This window comes from Streptosporangium sp. CA-115845, assembly GCF_050943795.1.
Taxonomy (GTDB): Bacteria; Actinomycetota; Actinomycetes; order Streptosporangiales; family Streptosporangiaceae; genus Streptosporangium.
In genome coordinates, this window is the sequence record NZ_CP191988.1 from 1046520 (window position 1) to 1068087 (window position 21568).

Below are 21568 nucleotides of genomic sequence, written 5' to 3' on the forward strand. Positions count from 1 at the left end.
ATGCCTCGCAAGGGTTCTCCTGGCCGTCGTCAGCTCATGGCTGACCCGGTTCACAACTCGCCCCTGGTCACCGCGCTTATCAACAAGGTGCTCCTGGACGGCAAGCGGTCCATCGCTCAGTCCATCGTGTACGGCGCCCTCGAAGGCGCCAAGGAGAAGACCGGCAACGACCCGGTCGTCACCCTGAAGCGCGCGCTGGACAACGTCAAGCCCACCCTTGAGGTCCGCAGCCGCCGTGTCGGTGGCGCGACCTACCAGGTCCCGGTCGAGGTGCGCGCCGCGCGTAGCACCACCCTGGCCCTGCGCTGGCTGGTGCAGTACTCCCGGGCCCGCCGCGAGAAGACCATGACCGAGCGCCTCATGAACGAACTGCTCGATGCCAGCAACGGCCTCGGCGCAAGCGTCAAGAAGCGTGAGGACACCCACAAGATGGCCGAGTCCAACAAGGCCTTCGCCCACTACCGCTGGTAACAGCGGCTTCGACGAGACGACGAGGACGCGAGAGAAGTGGCCACCACGACCGCTCTTGACCTGGCCAAGGTCCGCAACATCGGGATCATGGCTCACATCGACGCGGGCAAGACCACGACGACTGAGCGCATCCTGTTCTACACCGGTATCAACTACAAGATCGGTGAGGTCCACGAGGGCGCAGCCACGATGGACTGGATGGAGCAGGAGCAGGAGCGTGGTATCACCATCACCTCCGCTGCTACGACCTGCGAGTGGCTCGGCCACACGATCAACATCATCGACACGCCGGGTCACGTGGACTTCACGATCGAGGTGGAGCGCTCGCTCCGCGTCCTCGACGGTGCCGTCGCCGTGTTCGACGGCGTTGCAGGCGTCGAGCCCCAGTCCGAGACGGTGTGGCGTCAGGCCGACCGTTACGAAGTGCCCAGGATCTGCTTCGTCAACAAGCTGGACCGGGTCGGCGCGGAGTTCCACCGCTGCGTCGACATGATGGTCAGCCGCCTGAACGCGACCCCCGCCGTCGTCCAGCTTCCCTGGGGCGTCGAGGCGGAATTCAAGGGCGTCATCGACCTGGTCAAGATGAAGGGCCTCTACTGGGGCACCGAGACGGCCAAGGGCGAGATGTACGAGACCGTGGACATCCCGGAGGAGTACTCCGAGACTGCTCGCGAGTGGCGTGACAAGCTGGTCGAGACGGTCGCCGAGAACGACGACGAGCTGATGGAGCTCTTCCTGGAGGGCGTCGAGCCCACCGAGGAGCAGCTGGTCGCGGCCATTCGCCGCGCCACGCTGAGCAGCTCTATCAACCCGGTCCTGACTGGCACCGCGTTCAAGAACAAGGGCATCCAGCCCCTGCTCGACGCGATCGTCGCCTACCTCCCCGCCCCGACCGACATCCCGGCCTTCAAGGGCCACGCGGTCGGCAAGGAAGAGGAGATCATCGAGCGCCACGCGGATGTGAACGAGCCGTTCTCCGCGCTGGCATTCAAGATCATGAGCGACCAGCACCTGGGACGCCTCACCTACATCCGCATCTACTCGGGCACGCTCGAGACCGGCACCGCCGTGGTCAACTCGGTGAAAGGCCGCAAAGAGCGGATCGGCAAGATCTACCAGATGCACGCCAACAAGCGCGAGGAGCGCCCGTCGGCCGTCGCCGGTCAGATCGTCGCCGTCATGGGCCTGAAGGACACCACCACCGGTGACACCCTGTCCGACCCGGCTCACCCCGTGGTCCTGGAGTCGATGAACTTCCCGGCGCCGGTCATCAGCGTCGCGATCGAGCCCAAGACCAAGGGTGACCAGGAGAAGCTGGGCACCGCCATCCAGCGTCTGGCCGAGGAGGACCCGTCCTTCCAGGTCCGTCGTGACGAGGAGACCGGGCAGACGGTCATCTGGGGTATGGGCGAGCTCCACCTGGAGATCCTCGTCGACCGGATGCGCCGCGAGTTCAAGGTCGAGGCCAACATCGGCCGGCCTCAGGTGGCCTACCGGGAGACCATCCGCCGCAAGGTGGAGAAGGTCGACTACGTCCACAAGAAGCAGACCGGTGGTTCCGGCCAGTTCGCCAAGGTCATCATCGACATTGAGCCGCTGGGCGAGGGCAACGACGGTTACGAGTTCGCGAACAAGGTCTCCGGTGGCCGTATCCCGAGGGAGTACATCCCCTCGGTCGACGCGGGCGCCCAGGAGGCCGCCGAGTTCGGTGTTCTCGCCGGTTACCCCATGGTCGGGGTCAAGGTCACCCTGCAGGACGGCGCCTACCACGAGGTGGACTCGTCCGAAATGGCCTTCAAGATCGCCGGTTCGATGGCCTTCAAGGAGGCCGCGCGCAAGGCGGACGCCGTAATCCTGGAGCCGATGATGGCCGTCGAGGTCACCACGCCCGAGGACTACATGGGTGATGTCATCGGTGACCTCAACGGTCGCCGCGGGCAGATCCAGGCGATGGACGAGCGCTCCGGTGCCCGGATCGTCAAGGCGCTCGTGCCGCTCTCTGAGATGTTCGGCTACGTGGGAGACCTCCGTAGCAAGACGCAGGGACGCGCGAGCTACAGCATGCAGTTCGACTCCTACGCGGAAGTGCCCGCGCACATCGCCAAGGAGATCGTCGCGAAGGTGCGGGGCGAGTAAGTCCGGCACCTACTTCGGTTACGGGAGGCGAGGAGATCGTCGCCCCGCTACCGGAGGGGTGCGGGGCGAGTAAGTCCGGCACCTACTTCGGTTACGGGAGGCGAGGAGATCGTCGCCCCGCTACCGGAGGGGTGCGGGGCGAGTAAGTCCGGCACCTACTTCGGTTACGGGAGGCGAGGAGACTCGCCGCCCGTTGCCGGGGGTGCGGGGCGAGAGCTTTCTCGCGGGCCGGTTCCGAGAGGGATCGGCCTCCCCGAACCCGAATATGAAGACGCAAGTCACGTCAGAATCTCTAAGGAGAGAGCAGTGGCCAAGGCCAAGTTCGAGCGGACCAAGCCGCACGTAAACATCGGCACCATTGGGCACATCGACCACGGCAAGACCACTCTGACCGCGGCGATCACCAAGGTGCTCCACGACCGTTTCCCGAACCTCAACGAGGCGACCGCGTTCGACAAGATCGACAAGGCGCCCGAGGAGAAGGCTCGTGGTATCACGATCTCCATCTCGCACGTCGAGTACCAGACCGAGAAGCGCCACTACGCCCACGTGGACTGCCCCGGTCACGCCGACTACGTGAAGAACATGATCACCGGTGCGGCTCAGATGGACGGTGCGATCCTCGTGGTCGCCGCCACCGACGGTCCGATGCCGCAGACGAAGGAGCACGTCCTCCTGGCCCGCCAGGTCGGCGTCCCCTACATCGTCGTGGCCCTCAACAAGTCCGACATGGTGGACGACGAGGAGATCCTGGAGCTCGTCGAGCTCGAGGTCCGCGAGCTTCTCTCGGCTCAGGAGTTCCCCGGCGACGACCTGCCGGTCGTCCGCGTCTCGGCGCTGAAGGCGCTTGAGGGCGACGCCAAGTGGGGCGACTCGATCATCGAGCTCATGACCGCGGTGGACGAGAACGTCCCCGAGCCGGTTCGTGAGACCGAGAAGCCGTTCCTGATGCCGGTCGAGGACGTCTTCTCGATCACCGGTCGCGGCACGGTCGTCACCGGCCGTATCGAGCGTGGCATCGTCAAGGTCAGCGAGACCGTCGACATCATCGGTATCAAGGAGACCAAGACCACCACCACGGTCACCGGTGTCGAGATGTTCCGCAAGCTCCTCGACGAGGGCCAGGCGGGTGACAACGTCGGTCTGCTCCTGCGCGGTATCAAGCGTGAGGACGTCGAGCGCGGCCAGTGCATCATCAAGCCGGGCACGACCACCCCGCACACCGAGTTCGAGGCCCAGGTCTACATCCTGAGCAAGGACGAGGGCGGCCGCCACACGCCGTTCTTCAACAACTACCGCCCGCAGTTCTACTTCCGTACGACTGACGTGACCGGTGTGGTGAACCTCCCCGAGGGCACCGAGATGGTCATGCCGGGCGACAACACCGAGATGACCGTCTCGCTCATCCAGCCCATCGCGATGGAGGACGGTCTCAAGTTCGCCATCCGTGAGGGTGGCCGCACCGTCGGTGCGGGTCGAGTGACCAAGATCCTCAAGTAGTACGATCGCGGAGTGGCGGTCGGCCCTCATCGCAGGGCCGGCCGCTTCCCCACGAGGGGCCCGCGCCGCAGGGCGCGAACCCCGGCAGGGACCCCACGAACCGTGATCTCGCAGTTGGTTCGGCCGAACGATGACCGAAGTAACTGCCAGATCACGGAAGAAAGCGCGGACTCACAGCGTCTGCTACGTGGGGCGTGTGCGGAGGGCGTCGCCTGAAGGGCGAGGCGGGCTCCGCGCAACATGGAGGGGACGTCCGAGACGGACCCGGCCATGACACAGCGGCAACAGGCCGCACGTAACTTTTTCAGACGACAGTGAAGGACACCGAGGCCATTATGGCGGGACAGAAGATCCGCATTCGGCTCAAGGCCTATGACCACGAGGTCATCGACGTCTCGGCCAAGAAGATCGTCGAGACGGTGACAAGGACTGGCGCCAAGGTCGCGGGCCCGGTGCCGCTGCCGACCGAGAAGAACGTGTACTGCGTCATCCGCTCGCCGCACAAGTACAAGGACAGCCGCGAGCACTTTGAGATGCGCACGCACAAGCGGCTGATTGACATCATCGACCCGACGCCGAAGACGGTCGACTCGCTCATGCGACTCGACCTTCCCGCCGGCGTTGACATCTCGATCAAGCTCTGAGGGAACGCACTGACATGGCTAAGCAGATCAAGGGCGTCCTGGGCAAGAAGCTCGGCATGACCCAGGTCTTCGACGCGGACAACCGGATGGTCCCGGTGACCGTCGTCGAGGCTGGTCCGTGCGTCGTGACCCGCGTCCGCACCGCTGAGAAGGACGGCTACACCGCCATCCAGCTGGGCTTCGGGCAGATCGACCCGCGGAAGGTCAACAAGCCGCTCGGCGACTACCTGCGCAAGCACGACATCACCCCGCGCCGTTACTTCGCGGAGATCCGCACTGACGACGTGAGCGAGTACACCCTGGGCCAGGAGCTCTCGGCCGACACCTTCGAGGCCGGCCAGTACGTCGACGTGACGGGCAAGAGCAAGGGCAAGGGTTACGCGGGTGTCATGAAGCGGCACGGCTTCAAGGGCCTGGGCGCCTCGCACGGTACGCAGCGCAAGCACCGCTCGCCGGGTTCCATCGGTGGCTGCGCCACCCCGGGCCGCGTCTTCAAGGGCGTGCGGATGGCCGGCCGGATGGGCAACGCCCGCACGACCATCCAGAGCCTCAAGGTCCACGCCGTGGACGCCGAGAAGGGCCTCATCCTGATCAAGGGTGCGATCCCCGGCGCCAACGGCAGCCTGGTTCTGGTCCGCACCGCTGCCAAGAAGGGGGCTGCCAAGTGAGCACCATTGACGTCCTCGACGCGAGCGGCGACAAGGCCGGGACCGTCGATCTGCCGGAGGACATCTTCGGCACCACGGTCAACATCCCGCTGATCCACCAGGTCGTCGTGGCCCAGCTCGCCGCTCGCCGGCAGGGCACCCACAAGGCCAAGACCCGCGGTGAGGTCAGTGGTGGCGGCAAGAAGCCGTACCGCCAGAAGGGGACCGGCCGCGCCCGCCAGGGTTCGACCCGCGCTCCGCAGTTCACCGGCGGCGGCACCGTCCACGGTCCGGTTCCGCGGGACTACTCGCAGAAGACTCCCAAGAAGATGAAGGCCGCCGCCCTGCGCGGGGCCCTGTCCGACAGGGCGACCGGGGGCCGCGTTCACGTGGTCAGCGGTCTGGTCGCGGGGGAGACCCCGAAGACCAAGGCGGCTCTCGAGTCGCTTCGCAAGATCACCGAGGCGCGTAGCGTCCTGGTCGTCGTCGACGAGGGTGACGAGCTCAGCTGGCTGAGCCTGCGTAACGCTCCCGAGGTCCACCTGCTGGACGCCGGGCAGCTCAACACCTATGACGTGCTCTGCCACGACGACGTCGTTTTCACTCAGGCGGCGTACGACCAGGTCGTCGCGCGTCTGAGCAAGAGCGGGAAGGAAGACGCCTGATGGAGAAGATCGCCGACCCGCGCGACATCATCATCAAGCCGGTTGTCTCCGAGAAGAGCTACGGCCTGATCGACGAGCACAACAAGTACACGTTCCTGGTGCGGAAGACGGCCAACAAGACGCAGGTCAAGATCGCTGTTGAGAAGATCTTCGGCGTCAAGGTGGCCAGCGTCAACACCATCAACCGCCAGGGCAAGCGTAAGCGGACCAGGTTCGGCTATGGCCAGCGTCCGGCTACCAAGCGAGCGATCGTCAGCCTGGTCGAAGGCGACCGGATTGACATCTTCGGCCAGATCGGCTGACGCGCTCGCTCAGTACGTACAGGGAGAAAGCCCCTCACCACCAGGTGAGGGGCGTTCGACCGGATTAACCGACGAAGGATGAACGAAAAAGATGGGCATCCGTAAACTCAAGCCGACGACCCCGGGTCGCCGCGGCGCCAGCGTCTCGGACTTTGCCGAGATCACGCGCAGCACGCCCGAGAAGTCGCTGCTTGCACCCCTGCACAGCAAGGGTGGCCGTAACGTCCACGGCCGTGTCACCACCCGTCACCAGGGCGGTGGCCACAAGCGCGCCTACCGGATCATTGATTTCCGGCGTCACGACAAGGACGGGATTCCGGCCAAGGTCGCTCACATCGAGTACGACCCGAACCGCACCTCCCGTATCGCGCTGCTGCACTACGCCGACGGGGAGAAGCGCTACATCCTCTGCCCGACCGGCCTCAAGCAGGGCGACAAGATCGAGAACGGCCCCACGGCCGACATCAAGCCGGGCAACTGCCTCCCGCTGCGCAACATCCCGACCGGTACCTTCATCCACGCGGTGGAGCTCCGTCCGGGCGGTGGCGCCAAGCTGGGCCGGTCCGCCGGCGCGCAGATTCAGCTCCTCGCCAAGGAGGGCCAGTACGCCACGCTGCGTATGCCCTCCGGTGAGATGCGCCAGGTCGACGTTCGCTGCCGGGCCTCTATCGGCCAGGTCGGCAACGCCGAGCAGGCCAACATCAACTGGGGTAAGGCCGGACGTATGCGGTGGAAGGGCAAGCGCCCCACCGTCCGCGGCGTCGCGATGAACCCGGTCGACCACCCGCACGGTGGTGGTGAGGGTAAGACCTCCGGCGGTCGTCACCCCGTCAACCCCAAGGGCAAGCCCGAGGGTCGTACTCGTGCGGCGAACAAGGCCAGCGACCGGCTGATCATCCGCCGTCGTACCAAGCGGAAGAAGCGGTAGGAGCAGCCAAAATGCCACGTAGCCTCAAGAAGGGTCCCTTCGTGGACGACCACCTTCAGAAGAAGGTGGATGCCCAGAACGAGAAGGGCACCAAGAACGTCATCAAGACGTGGTCGCGGCGCTCCATGATCGTGCCCGACATGCTCGGCCACACGATCGCCGTTCACGACGGCCGCAAGCACGTCCCGGTGTTCGTCACCGAGTCGATGATCGGCCACAAGCTGGGTGAGTTCGCGCCGACGCGGACCTTCCGCAGCCATGTCAAGGAAGACCGCCGCAGCCGGCGATAAGCGCCTTAGGGAGAGGAAGTCGAGCCGGGAACAATCGGAAAGCGACAGCCCTGTCGATCGCTGCAAGGCGAGACGGACTCGACCCACCAGTGGGAGAGGACGTCGAGCCGGAAGTGGTCGGAGAGCGACAGCCGTACTGATCGTCACATGGCCCGACGGACTCGCCCGATACGAAGCAGAAGGTAAGAGGAGTAAGCGATGGAAGCCAGGGCTCAGGCGCGGTTCGCGCGCCACACGCCCATGAAGGCCCGCCGCGTGGTGGACCTCATTCGCGGGCTGCCCGCTTCGGAGGCGCAGGCCGTGCTGCAGTTCGCTCCCCAGTCGGCGAGCGAGACCGTGTACAAGGTGCTGTCGAGCGCCATTGCCAACGCGGAGCACAACTTCAAGCTCGACCGTGACACGCTCTTCGTGAGCCGTGCCTGGGTCGACGAGGGCCCGACGCTGAAGCGGTTTCGTCCCCGTGCTCAGGGTCGTGCCTATCGGATCAACAAGCGGACCAGCCACATCACCGTGATCGTGGAGTCCCGCGAGCCGAAGGGGAGGACCCGCTAGTGGGTCAGAAGGTTAACCCGCACGGGTTCCGCCTCGGCATCACGACCGACTTCAAGAGCCGGTGGTATGCCGACAAGCTCTACAAGTCGTACGTTGCCGAGGATGTGGCGATCCGCCGCATGCTCAAGAAGGGCATGGAGCGGGCCGGCATCTCCAAGGTGGAGATCGAGCGGACCACCGACCGGGTTCAGGTCGACATTCACACCGCCCGTCCGGGCATCGTCATCGGCCGCCGCGGCGCCGAGGCGGACCGGATTCGCGGTGACCTCGAGAAGCTGACCAAGAAGCAGGTCCAGCTGAACATCCTTGAGGTCAAGAACCCTGAGATCGACGCTCAGCTCGTCGCCCAGGGGGTGGCCGAGCAGCTGTCCAGCCGTGTCTCGTTCCGCCGTGCCATGCGCAAGGCGATGCAGTCGGCGATGAAGAGCGGCGCCAAGGGCATCCGGGTGCAGTGCTCCGGTCGTCTCGGCGGCGCTGAGATGTCCCGTTCGGAGTTCTACCGCGAGGGCCGCGTGCCCCTGCACACCCTCCGCGCGGACATCGACTACGGCCTGTACGAGGCCCGTACCACCTTCGGCCGCATCGGCGTGAAGGTGTGGATCTACAAGGGTGAGGCTCCGACCAGCCGCGCCGAGCGCGAGGCGGCCGCCGCCGGTGCTCGTGCGGGCCAGCGTCGTGACCGCGACGACCGTCGTGGTCCCGGTGCCGGTGGCGGCGACCGTCCCCGTCGTGGTGCCGGTGGCGCCCGTCGTGGTGCCGGTGCCGGCCGTGGCGACCGCGCCCCCAGGAACGAGGCGGCCTCCCAGGCTGCCCCCGAGACCGGCCCGGCTACGCAGCCGGGTGCTGAAGGGAGCTGACCATGCTGATCCCGCGCAGGGTCAAGCACCGTAAGCAGCACCGGCCCGACCGTCACGGCGCTGCCAAGGGCGGCACCAGGGTCGTGTTCGGCGAGTTCGGCATTCAGGCGGTTGAGCACTCCTACGTGACCAACCGTCAGATCGAGTCGGCTCGTATCGCGATGACCCGTCACATCAAGCGTGGTGGAAAGGTCTGGATCAACATCTATCCGGACCGTCCTCTCACCAAGAAGCCCGCCGAGACCCGGATGGGTTCCGGTAAGGGTTCGCCGGAGTGGTGGATCGCCAACGTCAAGCCCGGTCGCATCATGTTCGAGCTGTCGGGTGTCGCCGAGCCGGTGGCTCGCGAAGCCCTGCGTCGTGCGATGCACAAGCTGCCGATGAAGTGCCGGTTCGTCAAGCGTGAAGTGGGTGAGGCGTGATGGCTAAGGGCCTGACCGCCGGTGAGCTGCGGGTGGAAGACCAGGACACTCTGGTCACGAAGCTGAAGGAAGCCAAGGAGGAGCTGTTCAACCTCCGCTTCCAGGCTGCGACCGGCCAGTTGGAGAGCCACGGGCGGCTGCGTGCCGTTCGCCGCGAGATCGCCCGTATCTACACGGTGATGCGCGAGCGGGAGCTCGGAATCGTCACGGTAGAGAAGGAGTCGATTGATGGCTGAGGCCACGGAAACCACGACCGAGACGCGGAACTACCGCAAGACCCGTGAGGGTCTGGTCGTCAGCGACAAGATGGACAAGACTGTCGTGGTCGCTGTCGAGGACCGCGTCAAGCACCCCCTGTACGGCAAGGTCATCCGCAGGACGACCAAGTACAAGGCGCACGACGAGGCCAACAGCTGTGGTGTCGGCGACCGCGTCCTCCTGATGGAGACCCGGCCGCTCTCCGCCAGCAAGCGCTGGCGGGTCATCGAGATCCTCGAGAAGGCCAAGTAAGTCAACGCGCCTCGTGGGGGGTGACACCGTCACCCCCCATGACGGCGTCCAAGGGGGCGAAGCGATCTTCGCCCCGCCTGCGTCGGCGGTCCGCCAAGGACTGTCGCCGGGGGAAAAAGACCCAGCAGGTTCCGCAAGGCTCACCCACGGGTGAGAACCAGCGAGACAAACAGGAGTACAAGTGATCCAGCAGGAGTCGCGGCTCAAGGTCGCCGACAACACCGGTGCGAAGGAAGTCCTTTGCATCCGTGTGCTCGGTGGCTCTGGCCGGCGCTACGCGGGAATCGGCGACGTCATCGTCGCCACTGTCAAGGACGCCATTCCCGGCGGCACCGTGAAGAAGGGCGATGTGGTCAAGGCCGTCATCGTCCGCACTGTCAAGGAGCGCCGCCGGCCCGACGGCTCCTACATCCGCTTCGACGAGAACGCCGCCGTCATCATCAAGGACAGCGGTGACCCCCGGGGCACCCGCATCTTCGGTCCCGTTGGACGTGAGCTGCGTGACAAGAAGTTCATGCGGATCATCTCGCTCGCGCCGGAGGTGTTGTAATGCCGAAGCTGCATGTGAAGAAGGGTGACCTCGTTCTGGTCATCGCCGGCAAGGACAAGGGTGCCAAGGGCCGCGTGATCGCCGCCCACCCGCGCGACGAGCGCGTGGTGGTCGAGGGCGTCAACATGGTCAAGAAGCACTCCAAGGAGACCAACCAGGGTCCGCGTGGCGCCAAGACCGGCGGCGTGCAGACCATGGAGGCTCCCATCCACGTGAGCAACGTCAAGAAGCTCAAGGATGACGACAAGCCCGCCAAGAAGGAGTCGGCCAAGGCTGCTTCCGAGGAGACGGGTGAGGACAACTGATGACCGCGAACACTGAAGAGCGGACCCTCCCGCGCCTCAAGCAGCGCTACCGCGAAGAGATCATCGCGAAGCTGAACGAGCAGTTCGGGTTCGAGAACATCATGCTGGTGCCCACCATCACCAAGATCAAGGTGAACATGGGCGTCGGCGAGGCCGCGCGTGACTCGAAGCTCATCGAAGGCGCCGTCCGCGACCTCACCGTGATCACCGGCCAGAAGCCGGCGGTCGTCCGCGCCCGCAAGTCCATCGCCCAGTTCAAGCTGCGCGAGGGCATGCCGATCGGCGCGCACGTCACGCTCCGCGGCGACCGCATGTGGGAGTTCCTCGACCGGCTGCTCTCGCTGGCGCTGCCCCGCATCCGTGACTTCCGCGGCCTGTCGCCCAAGCAGTTCGACGGCAACGGGAACTACACCTTCGGTCTCACCGAGCAGGTCATGTTCCACGAGATCGACCAGGACAAGGTCGACCGCCAGCGTGGTATGGACATCACGGTCGTGACCACCGCTAAGACCGACGACCAGGGCCGGGCGCTGCTGAAGCACCTCGGCTTCCCCTTCAAGGAGGCCTGATCATGGCGAAGACGTCGCTCAAGGTCAAGGCTGCTCGCAAGGCCAAGTTCGAGGTCCGGGCGTACACTCGGTGCTCGCGCTGTGGTCGTCCCCGCGCCGTCTACCGGAAGTTCGGCCTGTGCCGTATCTGCTTCCGTGAGATGGCGCACCGGGGCGAGCTGCCCGGCATCACCAAGGCGAGCTGGTAGCCGTCCGCGCGGTCCCCTGATCATCACGGGCCCGCGCGGGGCACCGGCCACACATAGAAGTTCGTATTCACCGGGCGCTGACTACAAGCGCCCATGACCGCACCGAAGGTCCCCTGCGGAAACCGCGGTGAGGAAGGCCACCGGCCATGACGATGACCGACCCGATCGCAGACATGCTGACGCGTCTGCGAAACGCGAACTCGGCGTACCACGACAGCGTGGCGATGCCGTACTCGAAGATCAAGGCGCACATCGCCGAGATCCTCCAGCAGGAGGGTTACATCCAGTCCTGGAGCGTCGAAGACGCCAAGGTCGGAAAGAACCTCGTGGTGGAGCTGAAGTTCGGGCCGAGCCGTGAGCGGTCGCTCGCGGGCCTGCGACGGGTTTCCAAGCCCGGCCTGCGGGTCTATGCAAAGAAGGACAACCTGCCTCGAGTCCTGGGCGGACTGGGCGTCGCGATCATCTCGACGTCCGGCGGTCTCATGACGGACAAGCAGGCCGGCAAGCGTGGAGTGGGCGGGGAAGTCCTCGCCTTCGTTTGGTAGAGGGGAGAACGAACAGCATGTCAAGAATCGGACGGCTGCCCATCCCCGTACCGAACGGAGTGGACGTCGCCATCGACGGCCGGGACGTCACGGTCAAGGGCCCCAAGGGCACGCTTTCGCTTACGGTCGCGGAACCCATCGCGATCGCCAAGGGTGAGGACGGAAACCTCTCCGTCACCCGCCCCAACGACGAGAACAAGGTCCGTGCGCTGCACGGCCTGTCCCGCACCCTGGTCGCCAACATGGTGACCGGTGTGACCCAGGGATACTCGAAGTCCCTGGAGATCGTGGGCGTCGGTTACCGCGTGCAGGCCAAGAGCCCGACTCAGCTTGAGTTCGCTCTCGGCTTCAGCCACCCGGTGATCGTCGACGCTCCCGAGGGTGTCACCTTCCGCGTCGAGAAGCCGACGCTGTTCCACGTGGACGGCATCGACAAGCAGAAGGTCGGCGAGATCGCCGCGAACATCCGCAAGCTGCGCAAGCCCGACCCGTACAAGGGCAAGGGCGTGCGCTACCAGGGTGAAGTTATCCGCCGCAAGGTCGGAAAGGCTGGTAAGTAGGCATGGCTGGCAAGACTGCGTTCGGCAAGCACACGGCCGCCCGCGCCGTCTCGCGGGCCCGCCGCCACGGCCGAGTCCGCAAGAAGGTTGTCGGTACGGCCACGCGTCCGCGTCTGGTCGTCAACCGCTCCACGAGGCACCTCTTCGTGCAGATCGTCGACGACGCCCAGGGCCACACGCTGGTGAGCGCCTCCACCATGGACGCCTCCCTGCGCTCGGCCGAGGGCGCCAAGACCGACAAGGCCAAGCAGGTCGGCGAGCTTCTCGCTCAGCGGGCCAAGGCAGCCGGGATCACCGCGGTCGTGTTCGACCGGGGTGGCAACCGCTACGCGGGCCGCATCGCGGCTCTCGCGGACAGCGCCCGCGAAGGTGGACTGGAGTTCTGATGACTCCTTTCACCAGAGCGCAACCGATGGCCCGTCTTACGAATGAGAAGAGGAACCACTAATGGCCGGAGCTCCGCGTCGCGGTGGCGCCGCCGGTGGCGAGCGGCGTGACGGTCGTCGTGACGACCGCCGCGGTGGCAACGCTGACAAGGGCGTCTCGTACATCGAGCGCGTTGTGAAGATCAACCGAGTGGCCAAGGTCGTGAAGGGTGGTCGTCGCTTCAGCTTCACCGCCCTCGTCATCGTCGGTGACGGTAACGGCATGGTCGGTGTCGGCTACGGCAAGGCCAAGGAAGTGCCCGCGGCGATCGCCAAGGGTGTCGAAGAGGCCAAGAAGCACTTCTTCAAGGTGCCCCGTATCCAGGGCACCATCCCGCACATCGTGCAGGGCGAAGAGGCCGCCGGCGTCGTCTTCCTGCGTCCGGCGTCGCCCGGTACCGGTGTCATCGCCGGTGGCCCGGTGCGCGCCGTGCTGGAGTGCGCGGGTATCCACGACGTGCTGTCCAAGTCGCTCGGCTCGGACAACCCGATCAACATCGTGCACGCCACCGTGGCCGCTCTGAAGGGCCTCAGCCGCCCCGAGGAGATCGCGGCCCGCCGTGGCCTGCCGATCGAGGACGTCGCCCCCAAGGCGATGCTCAAGGCTCGCGCCGAGGGTCTCGCGGAGGCCGCGGCGGCGAAGGCGGTGAGCTAGCTCATGGCACGCCTGAAGATTACCCAGGTCCGCTCGAAGATCGGTGGCAAGCAGAAGCAGCGTGACTCGCTGCGCTCGCTCGGTCTTAAGCGAATCGGCGACGTCGTCGTCAAGGAGGACCGCCCGGAGATCCGCGGCATGGTCTCCGTGGTGACGCACCTCGTCACCGTGGAAGAGGTCGACTAGACATGGCAGAGAACACTCCGCTCCGCATCCACCACCTGCGTCCGGCCCCCGGCGCCAACAAGTCGAAGGTCCGCAAGGGCCGCGGCGAGGCGTCCAAGGGCAAGACCGCGGGTCGCGGAACCAAGGGCACGAGGGCCAGGAACACTGTCCCGCTCGGCTTCGAGGGTGGTCAGGTTCCGCTGCAGCGGCGCCTGCCCAAGTTCAAGGGCTTCTCCAACGCCCTGTTCAAGACGGCCTACCAGGTCGTCAATCTTGACAGGCTCGGTGAGCTGTTCCCCGACGGTGGCGACGTCACCGTGGAGGCGCTGGTCGCCAAGGGTGCGGTTCGCAAGAACCAGCTCGTCAAGGTTCTGGGAACCGGTGACATCTCCGTGGCGTTGAACGTGGAGGCGCACGCCTTCTCCGCCAGTGCCAAGGAGAAGATCGCTGCCGCCGGAGGCTCCGTCTCCGAGCTGTAGGTGTCATCATCACGCGGCGCGGGGGCTCGTAATGGGCTCCCGCGCCCGTAGTGCGTTAGAGTTCGCTGGACAGTGGGCCTCGACTCATTTCCTTGGGCTCATTGACTGGATATGGCAAAGATGGAACACCCCCGCACCATCGCTGACCGACCTCGCCTTTCAGGCGCGCAGGAGGGACCGTGCTGACCGCATTTACCCGAGCGTTCCGTACGCCGGACCTGCGTAAGAAGCTGCTCTTCACTTTGGGCATCATTGCGCTGTTCCGACTTGGGTCGGTCCTGCCGACTCCGGGTGTGCATACCGAGAACATCAGCCGTTGTCTCACCCAGGCGCAGGCGGGGGACGCGGGCAACATCTACGGAATGGTGCAGCTGTTCAGCGGCGGCGCCCTCCTGAAACTTTCAGTGTTCGCCCTCGGCATCATGCCGTACATCACCGCGAGCATCATTCTTCAGCTGCTCGTCGTGGTCATTCCGCGCCTGGAGGCCCTCAAGAAGGAGGGGCAGGCCGGACAGACCAAGATCACGCAGTACACGCGTTACCTGACGGTCGGGCTTGCCGTCCTGCAGTCGACCGCCTTCGTGGCCCTGGCCCGTGGTGGCCAGCTGTTCCCGCAGTGCCGCGAAGAGATCCTCCTCGACAAGGACAACGTCTTCGCCATCGTCACGATGGTGCTGACCATGACCGCCGGCACCGCCGTCGTCATGTGGCTGGGCGAGCTCGTCACCGACCGCGGCATCGGCAACGGCATGTCCATCCTGATCTTCACTCAGGTCATCGCCGTCTTCCCGTCCGAGCTGCTGAACATCGCCAGGCAGAAGGGCGGCTTCGTCTTCGCCGTGGTCATCGTCGTCGGTATCGCGATGATCGCCCTGGTCGTGATGGTCGAGCAGGCCCAGCGCCGGATCCCGGTGCAGTACGCCAAGCGCATGGTCGGCCGCCGGATGTACGGCGGGACGTCGACCTACATCCCGCTGAAGGTCAACCAGGCCGGCATCATCCCGGTCATCTTCGCCTCCTCGCTGCTCTACCTTCCGCAGCTGATCACGACGCTCTTCACGAACAGCCAGGAAGAGCCGAACAAGATCATCCAGTGGATCTCGCAGGAGTTCGGCGGCGGAGGGACCACCCCGACGTACATGATCACTTTCTTCCTGCTTATCGTGTTCTTCACGTACTTCTACGTGTCGATTACCTTCAACCCCGTTGAAGTCGCCGACAACATGAAGAAGTACGGTGGTTTCATCCCGGGCATCCGCCCGGGGCGCCCGACGGCTGAGTACTTGAACTATGTGCTCACGCGACTCACCGCTCCTGGCGCGCTGTATCTGGGCCTGATCTCCATGGTGCCGATCGTCGCGCTGGCGCTCGTCGGTGCGAGTCAGAACTTCCCGTTCGGAGGGACGAGCATTCTGATCATGGTTGGTGTCGGCCTTGACACCGTGAAGCAGATCGAGAGCCAGCTGCAGCAGCGCAACTATGAAGGCTTCCTGAAATAGTGCGCCTCGTCCTGGTCGGGCCCCCCGGAGCGGGTAAGGGGACACAGGCCCAGTTCATTGCGTCGAACCTGTCGATCCCGAAGATTTCGACAGGTGACATCTTCCGTGCCAACGTCTCGGGTGGCACGGAGCTCGGCAAGCTTGCCAAGGAATACATGGACCGCGGTGACCTTGTGCCTGACGAGGTCACCATCGCGATGGTCCGCGACCGTCTCGCTGAGAAAGACGCGCAGGACGGTTTCCTGCTCGACGGCTTCCCCAGGAACGTGCCCCAGGCCGAGATCCTGAAGAAGATCCTCGCTGAGTTCGGATCCGGTCTGGACATCGTTCTGGAGCTCGTGGTCGACGACGAGGAGGTCGTCCGTAGGCTCGCCGGGCGCCGCACCTGTAGCCAGTGCGGTCGTATCTGGCACGTCGACTTCGACGACAAGAAGGACGACATCTGCGACGCCTGTGACGGCCGGCTGTACCAGCGCGACGACGACAAGGAGGAGACCGTCAGGCACCGCCTGGAGGTCTATCAGGAGCAGACCGCCCCCCTGGTCTCCTTCTACGCGGACGAGGGCATCCTTGTCGGAGTCGACGCCACCGGTCCGGTGGAAGAGATCACTCAGCGCGCTATGGAGGCCCTGAGCCCCTTCGTCGGCTAGTGAAGCGATATTCACCTTGCACGCCACCCATGGCTTCTCATGGGTGGCGTGCTGTCATTTAGGGCAGAATCTGGGGAATTGGGCTCCCGGACCGCCCGTTGAACCACCCCAGGGGGTGCGCACGTGTTCAAGAAGAACAAGCACGGAATTCAGCTGAAGACGCCCGAACAACTGGAGAAGATGCGGGCGGCGGGCCTGGTGGTCGGTCGTACCCTGCAGTTGCTGCGGGAGAGCGTCCAGCCGGGCATGACGCCCCTGGACCTTGACGCGATCGCGGAGAAGGCCATCAGAGGCGAGGGGGCGATCCCCTCCTTCAAGGGGTACCAGGGCTTCCCTGCGACCATCTGCGCGTCGGTCAACCACGAGGTGGTCCACGGCATCCCGAGCGATCGCAGGGCGCTGCGGGAGGGCGACGTCATTTCGATCGACTGCGGTGCCATCCTGGACGGCTGGCACGGGGACTCGGCCATCACGGTCGGCATCGGTGAGGTGGACCCCAAGCTGACCGAGCTGATGCGGGTCACCGAGGAGGCCATGTGGCGGGGCATCGCCGCGCTCACCGTGGGTCGCCACCTGTCCGATATCGGTCACGAGGTGGAGAAGTACGTCCGCTCCCAGGGGCGCTACGGCATCCCGCAGGAGTACGGCGGGCACGGCATCGGCACCGAGATGCACATGGATCCGTGGGTGGCCAACCACGGCAAACCGGGTCGTGGCCCGCGTTTCGAACCGGGTATGTGCTTCGCCGTCGAGCCCATGGTCAACCTGGGGACGGACCGGACCAAGGTGCTGGCCGACGACTGGACCGTGGTCACGATCGACGGTAAGGCCTCGGCACACTTCGAACACAGCGTTGCCGTGACACATAATGGACCTTGGGTACTGACCGCCCTTGACGGGGGTAAAGAGCGGCTTGCCGACTTGTTGGGAGACGCGGGCTAGATCAGGCTCGCCGGTGAGCGGATGTGGTTGATATGGCGTCTGGTCCAGGTATGCGAGCTTCCGATGGGGACCGCGACAAGGTCGCCTCGGTCCTACGGGAGCACTACGCGCAGGGCCGCCTGACCACCGAGGAGTTCGACGAGCGCCTCGAACAGCTCTACAGCAGCAAGACGTACGGCGAGCTCGCCGTCCTCACCTCCGACCTCCCCGAGGTCGACCTGCGCCGGCTTCCAGAGACCCCCTCCCGCGCCCCTGAGCGGGCCAAGGGGGGCAAGCAGGGCAAGGCGCAGAACAAGGGTCTGGCGGCAGCCTGGGCCGCCTGGGCGACGGCCAGCGGTGTCAACTGGATGATCTGGCTCATCATCGGAGTGACCGAGGGCTTCGACTTCCCCTACCCGTGGCCGCTCTGGGTCATGGGCCCGTGGGGTGTGGTGTTGCTGGTGACGACCGTCCTTGCCGGGCTGGGCGGGGACAGGAAGTCCACCTGAGCGGTGGGGAGGGCGTGGATTCCAGTGCCGGGTCATCGGGGCCTGCCCATGGCGCGAGCCGCCGCGGGACGCCGGGCGGATCCCCTCGGACGGCCTCGATAGGGGCGGTCATCCGAGGGATCCGGTCTGACCGGGCCGTAGGAATGCTGGCCTGACCAGGCTGGACATGCCACAATGAGGCCACGAGCATTCGCGCGTCGAACCGTGCCGTCCATCCCTGAAGGGATCTGCGGTATCCTGTGTAGCGGTTGTGTCAAGGTGCCGGCCGTGTGTTTCGCATTTCCTCGCCCGGTGCCGTACACTCCTTCTTCGGTTCACTATGACCATTGCGCGTCGGCGGTGTCGCAACCGCCGCTCTCATCGAAGCGCTGGGTCGCGGCTGCTTAGTGTTCCGAAGCCTCAGACGACCGATCAGTGAAACGCGAGGGACATGGCCAAGAAAGACGGCGCCATCGAGATCGAGGGCACTGTGGTTGAGTCGCTCCCGAACGCGATGTTCAGGGTGCAACTCGATAACGGCCATAAGGTCCTGGCCCACATCAGCGGGCGGATGCGGATGCACTACATCCGGATCCTTCCTGACGACAGGGTTGTCGTCGAACTGAGCCCCTACGACCTCAGTCGTGGGCGGATCGTCTACCGATACAAGTAAGCGTCTGAGGGACGAATAGGACTATGAAGGTCAAGCCGAGCGTCAAGAAGATCTGTGACAAGTGCAAGGTGATTCGCCGGCACGGTCGCGTCATGGTGATCTGCGACAACCTGCGCCACAAGCAGCGCCAGGGCTAGTCGTTCCAACAGGTCCCACGAGAGTCCGTTTCCAAGAGGCGGGCTCGACCCATGTGGGGCTTCCAAGGTAATCGCGTTTCACACCTGCGCAGGCGGCTCGCGCCGTACCCCGCAGGCGACCCCCGGTCGGAGGCCGGGGCCCTCACCCCGGGCATGGGGAGGGGAAGTGAGGCGTAGGACCTCCGCCACAACGAAGGAGAATGCCCGACCATGGCTCGCCTGGTTGGCGTCGACCTCCCCCGCGACAAGCGGCTGGAGATCGCTCTCACCTACATTTTCGGGATCGGCCGCACGCGCGCGCTCGAAACCCTCAAGGCCACCGGTGTGAACGGCGACCTCCGCGTTCACCAGCTCACGGACGAGGAACTCGTCCCGCTGCGCGACTACATCGAGGCGAACTACAAGATCGAGGGTGACCTCCGTCGCGAAGTTCAGGCCGACATCCGTCGCAAGATCGAGATTCAGTGCTACCAGGGCATCCGGCACCGCCGTGGCCTTCCCGTGCACGGTCAGCGCACGCAGACCAACGCACGCACCCGTAAGGGCAAGAAGAAGACCGTGGCCGGTAAGAAGAAGCCCGGTAAGAAGTAGTCCGCGTAGCCGCAGGACCGAAGACCTCAGGAGTGAAGGCAAAGAATGCCTCCTAAGAGCCGCCAGGGTGCACCGAAGAAGGTGCGCCGCAAGGAAAAGAAGAACGTCGCTCACGGGCACGCCCACATCAAGAGCACGTTCAACAACACGATCGTTTCGATCACCGACCCGAGTGGGAACGTGATCTCCTGGGCCAGCGCCGGCCACGTCGGGTTCAAGGGCTCTCGCAAGTCCACCCCGTTCGCCGCGCAGATGGCCGCGGAGAACGCCGCCCGCCGCGCCATGGAGCACGGCATGCGCAAGGTCGACGTCTTCGTCAAGGGCCCCGGCTCCGGCCGTGAGACCGCGATCCGCTCGCTGCAGGCGACGGGTCTTGAGGTCGGGTCCATCCAGGACGTCACCCCCGTGCCGCACAACGGCTGCCGCCCGCCCAAGCGCCGTCGCGTCTGAGCCCAGGAGAAGATAGAAAATGGCTCGTTACACGGGTGCGGACTGCAAGCTCTGCCGCAGGGAGAAGACCAAGCTCTTCCTCAAGGGCAAGAAGTGCGAGTCCGCGAAGTGCCCCATCGAGATCCGTCCTTACCCGCCGGGTGAGCACGGCCGCGGCCGTCCCAAGGAGTCTGAGTACCAGCTCCAGCTTCGTGAGAAGCAGAAGACCCGCCGCATCTACGGCGTCCTCGAGAAGCAGTTCCACAACTACTACGAGGAAGCCAACCGCAAGACCGGCAAGACCGGCGAGAACCTCCTCCAGATCCTGGAGAGCCGTCTCGACAACGTGGTCTACCGCGCCGGTTTCGCCGAGTCGCGCGACGCCGCCCGCCAGCAGGTCCGTCACGGCCACATCCTGGTGAACGGCAAGAAGGTCGACATCCCGTCGTACCGGGTGCGCGAGCACGACATCGTCGAGGTTCGCGAGAAGTCGCGCAACCTCCTGCCCTACGAGGTGGCCCGCGCCACCGCCGGTGACAAGACGTACCCGGCGTGGCTCGGCGTCGTCCCGGACGCGCTGCGCGTCCTGGTCCACCAGCTCCCGGTCCGTCAGCAGATCGACACCCAGGTCCAGGAGCAGTTGATCGTCGAGCTCTACTCCAAGTAGCGGCTCCTCAGGTGCCGTGCGGCGATTCGCCGCACGGCACCTATGCTGTTGTTCGAGCGGCGTCAAATAGCGGGCGCCGTCATGCAAGGGAGATTTCACATGCTGATCGCTCAGCGTCCCTCCCTCCTCGAGGAGTCAATCGAGGAGACCCGGTCCAAGTTCATCATCGAGCCGCTGGAGCCGGGCTTCGGCTACACCATCGGCAACTCGCTGCGGCGCACGCTGCTGTCGTCCATCCCGGGCGCGGCGGTGACCAGCATCCGCATCGAGGGCGTGCTGCACGAGTTCACCACCGTGCCGGGCGTCAAGGAGGATGTCACCGACATCATCCTGAACCTCAAGGACCTGGTCGTCTCCTCCGAGCACGACGAGCCGGTGGTGATGTACCTGCGCAAGCAGGGCCCCGGCGACGTCACCGCCGCCGACATCGCGCCCCCGGCCGGTGTCGAGGTGCACAACCCCGAGCTGCGCATCGCCACCCTGAACGGCAAGGCGAAGCTGGAGATGGAGCTGACCGTCGAGCGCGGTCGCGGTTACGTCTCCGCCGCGCAGAACAAGCAGCCGGGCCAGGAGATCGGTCGCATCCCGATCGACTCCATCTACTCCCCGGTGCTCAAGGTCACCTACAAGGTCGAGGCGACCCGTGTCGAGCAGCGCACCGACTTCGACCGTCTGATCCTGGACGTCGAGACCAAGCCGTGCATGAAGCCCCGCGACGCGGTGGCCTCCGCGGGCAAGACCCTCGTCGAGCTGTTCGGCCTCGCCCGCGAGCTGAACGTCGAGGCCGAGGGCATCGACATCGGCCCGTCGCCGACGGACGCGGCCCTGGCCGCCGACCTGGCGCTGCCGATCGAGGAGCTGAACCTCACGGTCCGCTCCTACAACTGCCTCAAGCGCGAGGGCATCCACACCGTGGGTGAGCTCGTGGCGCGCAGCGAGCAGGACCTCCTCGACATAAGGAACTTCGGCGCGAAGTCCATAGAAGAGGTCAAGCAGAAGCTGCACGAGATGACGCTCGCGCTCAAGGACTCCCCGCCCGGGTTCGACCCGAGCGCGGTGGCCGGTGGCGGCTACGACGACGACGACAGCGCCTACGTCGAGACCGAGCAGTACTGATTTTTCTGTAACGGGGGTCGTGAGCGACTCCC

34 protein-coding genes are annotated in these 21568 nt (G+C 65.3%); all 34 read left to right on the plus strand.

All coding sequences use genetic code 11. From position 1 onward, the window contains the following. The 34 genes from rpsG to ACQP0P_RS07270 all read left to right on the plus strand — a co-directional run bounded on the left by rpsG (position 1) and on the right by ACQP0P_RS07270 (position 21536). Entirely contained in the window at positions 1-471 is a 471-nt protein-coding gene (gene rpsG, locus ACQP0P_RS07105; RefSeq protein ID WP_012887827.1) for a 30S ribosomal protein S7, read from the plus strand. A gap of 87 nt (positions 472-558) precedes the next feature. Continuing rightward, positions 559-2607 (plus strand): elongation factor G, encoded by a 2049-nt coding sequence (fusA, locus tag ACQP0P_RS07110; RefSeq protein WP_433381727.1) that lies wholly within the window; start codon positions 559-561, stop codon positions 2605-2607. 306 nt (positions 2608-2913) lie between these two features. Next, the gene (tuf, locus tag ACQP0P_RS07115; protein WP_433372554.1) at positions 2914-4107 is read left to right on the plus strand and encodes an elongation factor Tu; all 1194 of its coding nucleotides are present in this window, start codon (positions 2914-2916) and stop codon (positions 4105-4107) included. A gap of 335 nt (positions 4108-4442) precedes the next feature. Beyond that, on the plus strand, positions 4443-4751 hold the full coding sequence (rpsJ, locus tag ACQP0P_RS07120; RefSeq protein WP_030912931.1) for a 30S ribosomal protein S10: 309 nt from the start codon (positions 4443-4445) through the stop codon (positions 4749-4751). A gap of 14 nt (positions 4752-4765) precedes the next feature. After that, complete coding sequence (gene rplC, locus ACQP0P_RS07125; protein ID WP_433372556.1) at positions 4766-5419, plus strand: 50S ribosomal protein L3; 654 nt, start codon at positions 4766-4768, stop codon at positions 5417-5419. Continuing rightward, a complete protein-coding gene (rplD, locus tag ACQP0P_RS07130; protein ID WP_433372559.1) occupies positions 5416-6063 on the plus strand; it encodes a 50S ribosomal protein L4 in 648 nt (215 codons plus the stop codon). The genes rplC and rplD overlap by 4 nt, the downstream gene beginning before the upstream one ends. Beyond that, positions 6063-6365 carry a 50S ribosomal protein L23 gene (rplW, locus tag ACQP0P_RS07135; protein WP_030912923.1) on the plus strand — a complete coding sequence of 101 codons (303 nt, stop codon included), beginning with the start codon at positions 6063-6065 and terminating at the stop codon, positions 6363-6365. The genes rplD and rplW overlap by 1 nt, the downstream gene beginning before the upstream one ends. Positions 6366-6456: 91 nt before the next feature. Next, positions 6457-7293, plus strand: a complete 837-nt coding sequence (rplB, locus tag ACQP0P_RS07140) for a 50S ribosomal protein L2 (RefSeq protein ID WP_271220144.1) — start codon at positions 6457-6459, stop codon at positions 7291-7293. 11 nt (positions 7294-7304) lie between these two features. Next, complete coding sequence (gene rpsS, locus ACQP0P_RS07145) at positions 7305-7583, plus strand: 30S ribosomal protein S19 (protein ID WP_030451498.1); 279 nt, start codon at positions 7305-7307, stop codon at positions 7581-7583. A 198-nt stretch (positions 7584-7781) separates the two neighbouring features. Then, positions 7782-8135: a 50S ribosomal protein L22 gene (gene rplV, locus ACQP0P_RS07150; RefSeq protein WP_030912916.1), complete on the plus strand. Its 354-nt coding sequence runs from the start codon at positions 7782-7784 to the stop codon at positions 8133-8135. After that, positions 8135-8992 (plus strand): 30S ribosomal protein S3, encoded by an 858-nt coding sequence (gene rpsC / locus ACQP0P_RS07155; protein WP_433372563.1) that lies wholly within the window; start codon positions 8135-8137, stop codon positions 8990-8992. Before rplV ends, rpsC begins: the two co-directional genes overlap by 1 nt. Positions 8993-8994: 2 nt before the next feature. Continuing rightward, entirely contained in the window at positions 8995-9414 is a 420-nt protein-coding gene (gene rplP / locus ACQP0P_RS07160) for a 50S ribosomal protein L16 (protein WP_362870058.1), read from the plus strand. Continuing rightward, entirely contained in the window at positions 9414-9650 is a 237-nt protein-coding gene (rpmC, locus tag ACQP0P_RS07165; RefSeq protein ID WP_030912909.1) for a 50S ribosomal protein L29, read from the plus strand. Before rplP ends, rpmC begins: the two co-directional genes overlap by 1 nt. Then, positions 9643-9924: a 30S ribosomal protein S17 gene (gene rpsQ / locus ACQP0P_RS07170; RefSeq protein ID WP_030912907.1), complete on the plus strand. Its 282-nt coding sequence runs from the start codon at positions 9643-9645 to the stop codon at positions 9922-9924. The genes rpmC and rpsQ overlap by 8 nt, the downstream gene beginning before the upstream one ends. Positions 9925-10105: 181 nt before the next feature. Then, positions 10106-10474 (plus strand): 50S ribosomal protein L14, encoded by a 369-nt coding sequence (gene rplN, locus ACQP0P_RS07175; RefSeq protein WP_386314812.1) that lies wholly within the window; start codon positions 10106-10108, stop codon positions 10472-10474. An 8-nt stretch (positions 10475-10482) separates the two neighbouring features. Continuing rightward, on the plus strand, positions 10483-10779 hold the full coding sequence (gene rplX, locus ACQP0P_RS07180) for a 50S ribosomal protein L24 (RefSeq protein ID WP_063766231.1): 297 nt from the start codon (positions 10483-10485) through the stop codon (positions 10777-10779). Beyond that, complete coding sequence (gene rplE / locus ACQP0P_RS07185) at positions 10779-11348, plus strand: 50S ribosomal protein L5 (protein ID WP_030912902.1); 570 nt, start codon at positions 10779-10781, stop codon at positions 11346-11348. Before rplX ends, rplE begins: the two co-directional genes overlap by 1 nt. 2 nt (positions 11349-11350) lie before the next feature. Beyond that, entirely contained in the window at positions 11351-11536 is a 186-nt protein-coding gene (locus ACQP0P_RS07190; RefSeq protein ID WP_189793343.1) for a type Z 30S ribosomal protein S14, read from the plus strand. A 146-nt stretch (positions 11537-11682) separates the two neighbouring features. Beyond that, a complete protein-coding gene (gene rpsH / locus ACQP0P_RS07195; protein ID WP_343968325.1) occupies positions 11683-12081 on the plus strand; it encodes a 30S ribosomal protein S8 in 399 nt (132 codons plus the stop codon). Positions 12082-12098: 17 nt separating this feature from the next. Continuing rightward, a complete protein-coding gene (gene rplF, locus ACQP0P_RS07200; protein ID WP_433372570.1) occupies positions 12099-12641 on the plus strand; it encodes a 50S ribosomal protein L6 in 543 nt (180 codons plus the stop codon). A 2-nt stretch (positions 12642-12643) separates the two neighbouring features. Then, a complete protein-coding gene (rplR, locus tag ACQP0P_RS07205; protein ID WP_030912897.1) occupies positions 12644-13027 on the plus strand; it encodes a 50S ribosomal protein L18 in 384 nt (127 codons plus the stop codon). A 61-nt stretch (positions 13028-13088) separates the two neighbouring features. Continuing rightward, positions 13089-13721 carry a 30S ribosomal protein S5 gene (rpsE, locus tag ACQP0P_RS07210; RefSeq protein ID WP_030912894.1) on the plus strand — a complete coding sequence of 211 codons (633 nt, stop codon included), beginning with the start codon at positions 13089-13091 and terminating at the stop codon, positions 13719-13721. Positions 13722-13724: 3 nt separating this feature from the next. Beyond that, entirely contained in the window at positions 13725-13907 is a 183-nt protein-coding gene (gene rpmD / locus ACQP0P_RS07215; RefSeq protein ID WP_030912892.1) for a 50S ribosomal protein L30, read from the plus strand. Positions 13908-13909: 2 nt separating this feature from the next. Beyond that, on the plus strand, positions 13910-14365 hold the full coding sequence (gene rplO, locus ACQP0P_RS07220) for a 50S ribosomal protein L15 (protein ID WP_433372575.1): 456 nt from the start codon (positions 13910-13912) through the stop codon (positions 14363-14365). Between the two features lie 179 nt (positions 14366-14544). Further along, positions 14545-15864 (plus strand): preprotein translocase subunit SecY, encoded by a 1320-nt coding sequence (gene secY / locus ACQP0P_RS07225; protein WP_343968316.1) that lies wholly within the window; start codon positions 14545-14547, stop codon positions 15862-15864. Beyond that, positions 15864-16514 carry an adenylate kinase gene (locus ACQP0P_RS07230; protein WP_030912884.1) on the plus strand — a complete coding sequence of 217 codons (651 nt, stop codon included), beginning with the start codon at positions 15864-15866 and terminating at the stop codon, positions 16512-16514. Before secY ends, ACQP0P_RS07230 begins: the two co-directional genes overlap by 1 nt. A 123-nt stretch (positions 16515-16637) precedes the next feature. Further along, positions 16638-17456, plus strand: coding sequence for a type I methionyl aminopeptidase (map, locus tag ACQP0P_RS07235; RefSeq protein ID WP_433372578.1), 819 nt, complete (start codon positions 16638-16640; stop codon positions 17454-17456). Positions 17457-17506: 50 nt separating this feature from the next. After that, positions 17507-17944, plus strand: coding sequence for a DUF1707 SHOCT-like domain-containing protein (locus ACQP0P_RS07240; RefSeq protein WP_433372581.1), 438 nt, complete (start codon positions 17507-17509; stop codon positions 17942-17944). A 430-nt stretch (positions 17945-18374) separates the two neighbouring features. After that, complete coding sequence (infA, locus tag ACQP0P_RS07245) at positions 18375-18596, plus strand: translation initiation factor IF-1 (RefSeq protein ID WP_012887858.1); 222 nt, start codon at positions 18375-18377, stop codon at positions 18594-18596. A gap of 23 nt (positions 18597-18619) precedes the next feature. Next, complete coding sequence (gene rpmJ, locus ACQP0P_RS07250) at positions 18620-18733, plus strand: 50S ribosomal protein L36 (protein ID WP_003956441.1); 114 nt, start codon at positions 18620-18622, stop codon at positions 18731-18733. Positions 18734-18943: 210 nt separating this feature from the next. Then, positions 18944-19324: a 30S ribosomal protein S13 gene (gene rpsM, locus ACQP0P_RS07255; RefSeq protein WP_012887859.1), complete on the plus strand. Its 381-nt coding sequence runs from the start codon at positions 18944-18946 to the stop codon at positions 19322-19324. A gap of 45 nt (positions 19325-19369) precedes the next feature. Further along, on the plus strand, positions 19370-19774 hold the full coding sequence (gene rpsK, locus ACQP0P_RS07260; RefSeq protein WP_012887860.1) for a 30S ribosomal protein S11: 405 nt from the start codon (positions 19370-19372) through the stop codon (positions 19772-19774). Between the two features lie 19 nt (positions 19775-19793). Further along, the gene (gene rpsD / locus ACQP0P_RS07265) at positions 19794-20420 is read left to right on the plus strand and encodes a 30S ribosomal protein S4 (RefSeq protein ID WP_030912875.1); all 627 of its coding nucleotides are present in this window, start codon (positions 19794-19796) and stop codon (positions 20418-20420) included. A gap of 99 nt (positions 20421-20519) precedes the next feature. Next, a complete protein-coding gene (locus ACQP0P_RS07270) occupies positions 20520-21536 on the plus strand; it encodes a DNA-directed RNA polymerase subunit alpha (RefSeq protein ID WP_030912872.1) in 1017 nt (338 codons plus the stop codon). Positions 21537-21568: the final 32 nt, after the last annotated feature.

What these genes read in the sequence shown, in the direction of transcription:
- rpsG (WP_012887827.1), top strand. Translation starts at nt 1, where the DNA reads ATGCCTCGCAAGGGTTCTCCTGGCCGTCGTCAGCTCATGGCTGACCCG.
- fusA (WP_433381727.1), top strand. Translation starts at nt 559, where the DNA reads ATGGCTCACATCGACGCGGGCAAGACCACGACGACTGAGCGCATCCTG.
- rpsJ (WP_030912931.1), top strand. Translation starts at nt 4,443, where the DNA reads ATGGCGGGACAGAAGATCCGCATTCGGCTCAAGGCCTATGACCACGAG.
- rplC (WP_433372556.1), top strand. Translation starts at nt 4,766, where the DNA reads ATGGCTAAGCAGATCAAGGGCGTCCTGGGCAAGAAGCTCGGCATGACC.
- rplW (WP_030912923.1), top strand. Translation starts at nt 6,063, where the DNA reads ATGGAGAAGATCGCCGACCCGCGCGACATCATCATCAAGCCGGTTGTC.
- rplB (WP_271220144.1), top strand. Translation starts at nt 6,457, where the DNA reads ATGGGCATCCGTAAACTCAAGCCGACGACCCCGGGTCGCCGCGGCGCC.
- rpsS (WP_030451498.1), top strand. Translation starts at nt 7,305, where the DNA reads ATGCCACGTAGCCTCAAGAAGGGTCCCTTCGTGGACGACCACCTTCAG.
- rplV (WP_030912916.1), top strand. Translation starts at nt 7,782, where the DNA reads ATGGAAGCCAGGGCTCAGGCGCGGTTCGCGCGCCACACGCCCATGAAG.
- rplP (WP_362870058.1), top strand. Translation starts at nt 8,995, where the DNA reads ATGCTGATCCCGCGCAGGGTCAAGCACCGTAAGCAGCACCGGCCCGAC.
- rpmC (WP_030912909.1), top strand. Translation starts at nt 9,414, where the DNA reads ATGGCTAAGGGCCTGACCGCCGGTGAGCTGCGGGTGGAAGACCAGGAC.
- rpsQ (WP_030912907.1), top strand. Translation starts at nt 9,643, where the DNA reads ATGGCTGAGGCCACGGAAACCACGACCGAGACGCGGAACTACCGCAAG.
- rplE (WP_030912902.1), top strand. Translation starts at nt 10,779, where the DNA reads ATGACCGCGAACACTGAAGAGCGGACCCTCCCGCGCCTCAAGCAGCGC.
- ACQP0P_RS07190 (WP_189793343.1), top strand. Translation starts at nt 11,351, where the DNA reads ATGGCGAAGACGTCGCTCAAGGTCAAGGCTGCTCGCAAGGCCAAGTTC.
- rpsH (WP_343968325.1), top strand. Translation starts at nt 11,683, where the DNA reads ATGACGATGACCGACCCGATCGCAGACATGCTGACGCGTCTGCGAAAC.
- rplF (WP_433372570.1), top strand. Translation starts at nt 12,099, where the DNA reads ATGTCAAGAATCGGACGGCTGCCCATCCCCGTACCGAACGGAGTGGAC.
- rplR (WP_030912897.1), top strand. Translation starts at nt 12,644, where the DNA reads ATGGCTGGCAAGACTGCGTTCGGCAAGCACACGGCCGCCCGCGCCGTC.
- rpsE (WP_030912894.1), top strand. Translation starts at nt 13,089, where the DNA reads ATGGCCGGAGCTCCGCGTCGCGGTGGCGCCGCCGGTGGCGAGCGGCGT.
- rpmD (WP_030912892.1), top strand. Translation starts at nt 13,725, where the DNA reads ATGGCACGCCTGAAGATTACCCAGGTCCGCTCGAAGATCGGTGGCAAG.
- rplO (WP_433372575.1), top strand. Translation starts at nt 13,910, where the DNA reads ATGGCAGAGAACACTCCGCTCCGCATCCACCACCTGCGTCCGGCCCCC.
- ACQP0P_RS07240 (WP_433372581.1), top strand. Translation starts at nt 17,507, where the DNA reads ATGCGAGCTTCCGATGGGGACCGCGACAAGGTCGCCTCGGTCCTACGG.
- infA (WP_012887858.1), top strand. Translation starts at nt 18,375, where the DNA reads ATGGCCAAGAAAGACGGCGCCATCGAGATCGAGGGCACTGTGGTTGAG.
- rpmJ (WP_003956441.1), top strand. Translation starts at nt 18,620, where the DNA reads ATGAAGGTCAAGCCGAGCGTCAAGAAGATCTGTGACAAGTGCAAGGTG.
- rpsM (WP_012887859.1), top strand. Translation starts at nt 18,944, where the DNA reads ATGGCTCGCCTGGTTGGCGTCGACCTCCCCCGCGACAAGCGGCTGGAG.
- rpsK (WP_012887860.1), top strand. Translation starts at nt 19,370, where the DNA reads ATGCCTCCTAAGAGCCGCCAGGGTGCACCGAAGAAGGTGCGCCGCAAG.
- rpsD (WP_030912875.1), top strand. Translation starts at nt 19,794, where the DNA reads ATGGCTCGTTACACGGGTGCGGACTGCAAGCTCTGCCGCAGGGAGAAG.
- ACQP0P_RS07270 (WP_030912872.1), top strand. Translation starts at nt 20,520, where the DNA reads ATGCTGATCGCTCAGCGTCCCTCCCTCCTCGAGGAGTCAATCGAGGAG.